This window comes from Rhodococcus sp. Ni2, from assembly GCF_021352185.1.
GTDB lineage: Bacteria > Actinomycetota > Actinomycetes > Mycobacteriales > Mycobacteriaceae > Rhodococcus_F > Rhodococcus_F qingshengii.
Map to the genome: position 1 here is coordinate 1,373,558 of NZ_WOXZ01000002.1, position 6,374 is coordinate 1,379,931.

General features: G+C 63.7%; 6 protein-coding genes. All 6 read left to right on the forward strand.

The window, feature by feature from the left end; translation table 11 throughout:
- Positions 1 to 5 precede the first annotated feature (5 nt).
- Genes GN300_RS20080 through GN300_RS20105 form a run of 6 tightly spaced genes read left to right on the forward strand, consistent with a single transcriptional unit; the run spans position 6 to position 5,923 of the window.
- Positions 6 to 2,045 (forward strand): acetyl/propionyl/methylcrotonyl-CoA carboxylase subunit alpha, encoded by a 2,040-nt coding sequence (locus GN300_RS20080; RefSeq protein WP_063315116.1) that lies wholly within the window; start codon positions 6 to 8, stop codon positions 2,043 to 2,045.
- On the forward strand, positions 2,045 to 3,208 hold the full coding sequence (locus tag GN300_RS20085; RefSeq protein WP_007730190.1) for an acyl-CoA dehydrogenase family protein: 1,164 nt from the start codon (positions 2,045 to 2,047) through the stop codon (positions 3,206 to 3,208). Before GN300_RS20080 ends, GN300_RS20085 begins: the two co-directional genes overlap by 1 nt.
- Positions 3,205 to 3,693, forward strand: a complete 489-nt coding sequence (locus GN300_RS20090; RefSeq protein ID WP_003942078.1) for a MaoC family dehydratase — start codon at positions 3,205 to 3,207, stop codon at positions 3,691 to 3,693. Before GN300_RS20085 ends, GN300_RS20090 begins: the two co-directional genes overlap by 4 nt.
- Entirely contained in the window at positions 3,690 to 4,517 is an 828-nt protein-coding gene (locus tag GN300_RS20095; protein WP_003942031.1) for a CoA ester lyase, read from the forward strand. The genes GN300_RS20090 and GN300_RS20095 overlap by 4 nt, the downstream gene beginning before the upstream one ends.
- Before the next feature lie 3 nt (positions 4,518 to 4,520).
- Positions 4,521 to 5,276: a CoA transferase subunit A gene (locus GN300_RS20100; RefSeq protein WP_007730192.1), complete on the forward strand. Its 756-nt coding sequence runs from the start codon at positions 4,521 to 4,523 to the stop codon at positions 5,274 to 5,276.
- Between the two features lie 41 nt (positions 5,277 to 5,317).
- Positions 5,318 to 5,923 carry a 3-oxoacid CoA-transferase subunit B gene (locus GN300_RS20105; protein ID WP_039973146.1) on the forward strand — a complete coding sequence of 202 codons (606 nt, stop codon included), beginning with the start codon at positions 5,318 to 5,320 and terminating at the stop codon, positions 5,921 to 5,923.
- The last annotated feature ends 451 nt before the right edge of the window (positions 5,924 to 6,374 follow it).

A 6,374-nucleotide genomic window follows, 5' to 3' on the forward strand; every position in this document is an offset into this window, starting at 1 on the left:
GCGAAATGACTGAGTTGCGCACTATCGATACTGTTCTCGTGGCCAACCGCGGTGAGATCGCGGTTCGTGTGATCCGCACGCTGCGTGAGTTGGGAATTCGCAGCGTCGCCGTCTACAGCGACGCCGACGCGAATGCTCGCCACGTCCGCGAGGCCGACACTGCCGTCAACATCGGACCGGCCGCGGCGCGTGAAAGCTACCTCGTCATCGACAAGGTCATCGACGCTGCCAAGTCCACCGGTGCTCAGGGTATTCACCCCGGTTACGGCTTCCTGTCGGAGAACTCGGCGTTCTCGGCTGCCTGTGCGGCCGCCGGAATCGCCTTCCTCGGCCCCTCCGAGCGGGCGATCGAGGTGATGGGTGACAAGATCACCGCGAAGAACGCGGTTGCCGCGTTCGACGTGCCGGTGGTCCCGGGTATCGCTCGCCCCAATCTGACCGACGAAGAACTGATCGCAGCGGCCGAGGACATCGGCTACCCGGTGTTGGTCAAGCCTTCGGCCGGCGGAGGCGGCAAGGGAATGCGTCTGGTCGAGGATCCGGCCAATCTGGCCGAGGCTCTTCGCAGTGCCCGCCGTGAGGCCGCGTCGTCGTTCGGCGACGACACCCTGTTCCTCGAGCGATTCGTCCTGCGGCCCCGGCACATCGAGGTCCAGGTTCTCGCCGACCAGCACGGCAACGTCGTTCACCTCGGTGAGCGCGAATGCAGCCTGCAGCGGCGTCATCAGAAGGTCATCGAAGAGGCTCCCTCGCCGCTGCTCGATCAGGTGACCCGTGACCGGATCGGCGCGGCAGCGTGCAACACCGCTCGAAGCGTCGATTACACCGGCGCCGGCACCGTGGAGTTCATCGTCTCCGCCGACAAGCCGGACGAGTTCTTCTTCATGGAGATGAACACCCGCCTCCAGGTCGAGCATCCCGTCACCGAAATGGTGACCGGACTGGATCTGGTCGAATGGCAGGTCCGTGTGGCAGCAGGGGAGAAGTTGGCCTTCTCCCAGGGTGACATCACGCTGACCGGGCACGCCATCGAAGCTCGTGTGTACGCGGAGGATCCGGGCCGTGGATTCCTGCCGACGGGCGGCCGCGTCGTCGATCTGGTCGAGCCGTCAGGTTCCGGCGTGCGCGTCGATTCCGGACTGCTCGCGGGCACCGTCGTCGGCAGTGACTACGACCCGATGCTCAGCAAGGTCATCGCCCACGCTCCCGACCGCGCGGGCGCACTGCGCAAGCTCGATCGCGCACTCGGTGACACCGCAGTGCTCGGAGTCGTGACCAACATCGAATTCGCACGGTTCCTCCTGGCTGATCCGGATGTGATCGCGGGCAACCTCGACACCGGTCTGCTCGATCGTCGCGTCGAAGACTTTGTCGCAGCCGACGCCTCCGACGAGGTTCTCATTGCTGCCGCGGCGTATCGCTGGCTCTCGCGGTGGACAACCTCGGAATGCGTTGATCCCTGGGACGTCCCGAGTGGGTGGCGCGTCGGAACTCCCGCTCCGACCAGCATCAGGCTCTCCGCCGGCACCCGAACGGCGCACGTTGCGATCGTCGGCGTTCCCGCGGATGCAAAGGTCGAGGTCGAAGGTTCACAGCCTCGCGCATTCAGCGCGACCCTGACGGGATCCGAACTGGCGGTGGTGATCGACGGACGTCGACGCACGTTTGTCGTCGCCGAGACCGATGGTGGTCTGTGGCTGGCAGGCGGCGGAACCTGGCACGTGCGCGAGGTAGCCGAAGTCAGCGTTCGCGGTGAGGACAAGCACGCCGGTGACGCCGAAATCGCCAGCCCCATGCCCGGTGCCGTCATCGCAGTCAACGTCGAGAACGGCGCGGCAGTGAGCGCGGGACAACCACTCGTCGTGGTCGAGGCCATGAAGATGGAGCACTCCTTGACGTCCCCGATCGACGGGATCGTGGAAGTGCTTGTCCGTCAGGGCGATCAGGTGATGGTGGATCAGGTTCTGGCCCGCGTGGTACCTGTCGCGGACGAAGAGACTGCAGAAGTAAAGACCGAGAACATGACGCAGAAGGAAGACGCCTGATGTCCGATTACCTTGCCACCGGAGCGCTTCCGGACGAATACCAGCAGCTCGCCAAGACGGTTGCGGATTTCGCGAAGACCGTAGTGGCACCGGTTGCTGCCGAGCACGACGCCAACCACACCTTCCCGTACGAGGTAGTGGCCGGGATGGCCGACATGGGACTGTTCGGCCTGCCGTTTCCCGAGGAGTACGGCGGAATGGGCGGCGACTACTTCGCACTCTGCCTGGCGCTCGAAGAGCTGGGCAAGGTCGACCAGAGCGTCGCGATCACTCTCGAAGCTGGTGTGTCCCTTGGTGCCATGCCGATCTACCGTTTCGGTAACGAGGCACAGAAGCAGGAGTGGCTTCCGCAGCTCACCAGCGGCAAGTCGTTGGCTGCCTTCGGCCTGACCGAACCCGGTGCGGGTAGCGACGCCGGCGGCACCAAGACCACCGCGAAGTTCGACAGCGGTGAGTGGATCATCAACGGCAACAAGCAGTTCATCACCAACTCGGGCACCGACATCACCAAGCTCGTGACGGTCACCGCGGTCACGGGTGTCAAGGACGGCGGCAAGAAGGAGATCTCGACGATCCTCGTGCCGACCACGACGCCCGGCTTCACGGCCGAACCGGCGTACAACAAAGTCGGTTGGAACGCATCCGACACCCATCCGCTCACGTTCGCCGATGTTCGTGTCCCCGAAGAGAATCTGCTCGGTGAGCGCGGCCGCGGCTACGCGAACTTCCTGCGCATCCTCGACGAAGGCCGCATCGCTATTTCCGCGTTGAGCGTCGGTGCCGCCCAGGGCTGCGTCGACGAGTCGATCAAGTACGCCAAGGAACGCGAGGCGTTCGGTCGCCCCATCGGACACAACCAGGCCATCGCGTTCAAGATCGCGCGTATGGAGGCTCGTGCCCACGTCGCACGTACCGCGTACTACGACGCGGCCGCACTCATGTTGTCGGGCAAGCCGTTCAAGAAGCAGGCGTCTATCGCCAAGCTGATTTCCTCCGAAGCTGCCATGGACAACGCCCGTGACGCCACGCAGATCCACGGCGGATACGGCTTCATGAACGAGTACGCCGTCGCGCGCCACTACCGTGACAGCAAGATCCTCGAAATTGGTGAGGGAACGACCGAGGTGCAGTTGATGCTCATCGCTCGTGAGGCAGGGCTGTGACGAACCCCAAGAAGATCACTCAGCGCGGGCTCTGGTTCGAGGAGTTCGAGGTCGGCGCGATCTACGAGCATCGCCCAGGCCGGACGGTGACCGAGGCTGACAACGTCCTGTTCACGACTTTGACCATGAACACGCAGGCGTTGCATCTCGATGCCGCGTACAGCGAGGACACTCAATTCGGTGTGCGGCTGGTCAATTCGATGTTCACCCTGTCGACCATCGTCGGCCTGTCCGTCGCGCAGTTGACGCAGGGCACCATCGTGGCGAACCTCGGTTTCTCCGAGATCAGCTTCCCGAAGCCGCTCTTTCACGGCGACACCTTGTATGCCGAGACGCTCATCGCGGACAAGCGCGAGTCGAAGAGCCGTCCAGGTGAAGGCATCGTGACGCTCGTGCACACCGGGCGTAACCAGCACGGTGACGTCGTCGCACTGGCCACGCGCAAGACACTGGTGCAACTGCGTCCGGCAGAGGTGTCCTCATGACGTGGACACCGCCGGGGCCGGCGTGGTTGTTCTGCCCGGCGGATCGTCCCGAGCGCTATGCGAAGGCCGCGGCTGTTGCCGACGTCGTGATCCTCGATCTCGAAGACGGTGTGGCTCCGGCCGACAAGGAAGCCGCACGTGCAGCCCTGATCGACACGCCTCTCGATCCGGAGCGGACGGTCGTGCGCGTCAATCCGGTCGGTACGCCTGATCACGAACTCGATCTGATCGCGCTGGACGGCACACACTATTCGCGTCTCATGCTGTCCAAGTGCGAATCGGCCGAGGACGTCCTCTCGCTCGCACCGGCGGACGTGGTTGCGCTCGTCGAGTCCCCGCGAGGAGCCCTCGCCGTGGCCGACATCGCGCTTGCTGCGAACGCCATCGGTGTCATGTGGGGAGCCGAGGATCTTGTTGCCGGTCTCGGCGGCAACTCGAGCAGGCACCCGAACGGTTCGTACCGCGACGTTGCCAAGCACGTCCGATCGACGTCTCTCCTGGCCGCGAAGAGCTACGGCCGGTTGGCTGTCGATTCCGTGTACCTCGACATCAAGGACCTCGTCGGCCTGGGCGTCGAGTCCGCTGATGCCGTCGCAGTCGGCTTCGACGTGAAGGTTGCGATCCATCCGAGTCAGGTCGAGGTCATCCGCGGGGCCTTCGCACCTTCGGAAAAAGAGATCGACTGGGCCACACGAGTGCTTGCCGCGGTGTCTACTGAACGTGGTGTGTTCGCGTTCGAGGGCAAGATGGTCGACGCTCCCGTTCTCCGTCACGCCGAGAAGCTTCTTCACCGAGCCGGAATCTTTCAGCAGAAGGAGAACTAACGGATGAGCAAAGTCGTGAATACGGCAGCTGAGGCAGTTGCCGACATCGCGAGTGGATCCAGGCTCGCAGTGGGCGGCTTCGGGCTGTGCGGTATTCCCGACGCACTGATCGCGGCGATCGCCGACGGCGACGCCACCGATCTCGAGGTGTTCTCCAACAACTGCGGTGTCGACGACTACGGTCTCGGCATTCTGCTCGGCGCGCACCGGATCGCCAGGGTGACGGCGTCGTACGTGGGGGAGAACAAGGAGTTCGCGCGCCAGTATCTCGCCGGTGAGCTCGAAGTGGAGTTGACGCCGCAGGGGACGCTGGCCGAGCGGCTGCGAGCAGGCGGTACCGGCATCCCGGCGTTCTACACTCCGGCCGGCGTCGGCACCCCGATCGCCGAGGGCGGCTTGCCGTGGCGATACAACCCGGACGGTTCGATCGCCGTGGCGTCGCCACCGAAGGCGACGGCAGTGTTCGGTGGCCGCACGTATGTATTGGAAGAGGCGATCACCGCTGACTTCGCGCTCGTGCACGCGGACTACGGCGACACCGAAGGAAATCTCGTCTTCAACAAGACGGCGATGAACTTCAACCCGCTTGCTGCCATGGCCGGCCGGATCACCATCGCGCAGGTGGAGAACCTCGTCGAGCCGGGCGACATCGACCCCGCACACGTGCACCTACCTGGAGTGTTCGTCGCGCGGGTCGTGCACACAGGCCCACAGGAGAAGCGGATCGAGAAGCGGACCGTATCAGGAGGTACCAAGTGACCAGTGCAGAGGAAACCCGTATCGGTTGGACTCGCCACGAGATGGCCGCTCGCGCTGCCGCCGAGATGCGGCCGGGGGAGTACGTCAACCTCGGCATCGGCCTGCCGACTCTGATCCCCAGTTACCTGCCCGAGGGCGTCAAGGTGGTCCTCCACAGCGAGAACGGCATCCTCGGTACCGGACCGTATCCGACCGATGATCAGGTCGATGCCGACCTCATCAATGCCGGTAAAGAAACCGTCACCGTCAATTCAGGCGCCGCGTTCTTCGACTCGGCTCTCTCCTTCGGCATGATCCGCGGTGGTCACATCGACACCGCGGTGCTCGGCGGGATGCAGGTGTCGAAGACCGGTGACCTTGCCAACTGGATGGTGCCGGGCAAGATGGTGAAGGGTATGGGCGGGGCGATGGATCTGGTCCACGGTGCCCGCCGCGTCATCGTCGTGATGGAGCACACCGACCGCGACGGCAATCCCAAGATCGTCGAGGCCTGCACGCTGCCGCTTACCGGTCAGAGCGTCGTCAACCGGATCATCACCGACCTGGCAGTGCTGGACGTCACCGCGGACGGGCTGCAGCTTGTGGAGCTGGCTCCAGGGGTCAGCAGCGAGCACCTGAAGAGTGTGACTGGTGTGGGCTTTTCCTGAAGCTTCGTACCGTAAATCGAAGAACGCGCCGACCGCTGGTCGGCGCGTTCTTTCGTCGGTCTGTCGGCGAGTACCGATAGTCTCGATCAGCGACTGTCGAATCTCGTTCGAGCTCAGACACCCAGTACCCGGCGGCCCTGTAAATTGTCCGAGGTGACTGATGTGGATTGGGGTGTAGATCGTCGGTTGCAATTGATTGTCCCAGGGGGAGAGGTGTCGCGCGCCGCGTCTGAACGGTGCGTTTCGGCAATGCGATCGGGGGGTAGATGAGCTGGGCGATTTGTAACGAATTGCAACAAAACCGTCGATACACCGGGGTATGGATTTCTCTTGTCACCTATGTATCGGAGACAATGGGTGGTTCTGGCTCGTCGAGGTTGGATGAGGTCGGTAGCTGCTGCGAATCGGACGTTCGGCTCGCACGGGTGCGCAATGGTGTGGAAGAGAGGCT

What these genes read in the sequence shown, in the direction of transcription:
- GN300_RS20080 (WP_063315116.1), top strand. Translation starts at nt 6, where the DNA reads ATGACTGAGTTGCGCACTATCGATACTGTTCTCGTGGCCAACCGCGGT.
- GN300_RS20085 (WP_007730190.1), top strand. Translation starts at nt 2,045, where the DNA reads ATGTCCGATTACCTTGCCACCGGAGCGCTTCCGGACGAATACCAGCAG.
- GN300_RS20095 (WP_003942031.1), top strand. Translation starts at nt 3,690, where the DNA reads ATGACGTGGACACCGCCGGGGCCGGCGTGGTTGTTCTGCCCGGCGGAT.
- GN300_RS20100 (WP_007730192.1), top strand. Translation starts at nt 4,521, where the DNA reads ATGAGCAAAGTCGTGAATACGGCAGCTGAGGCAGTTGCCGACATCGCG.
- GN300_RS20105 (WP_039973146.1), top strand. Translation starts at nt 5,318, where the DNA reads ATGGCCGCTCGCGCTGCCGCCGAGATGCGGCCGGGGGAGTACGTCAAC.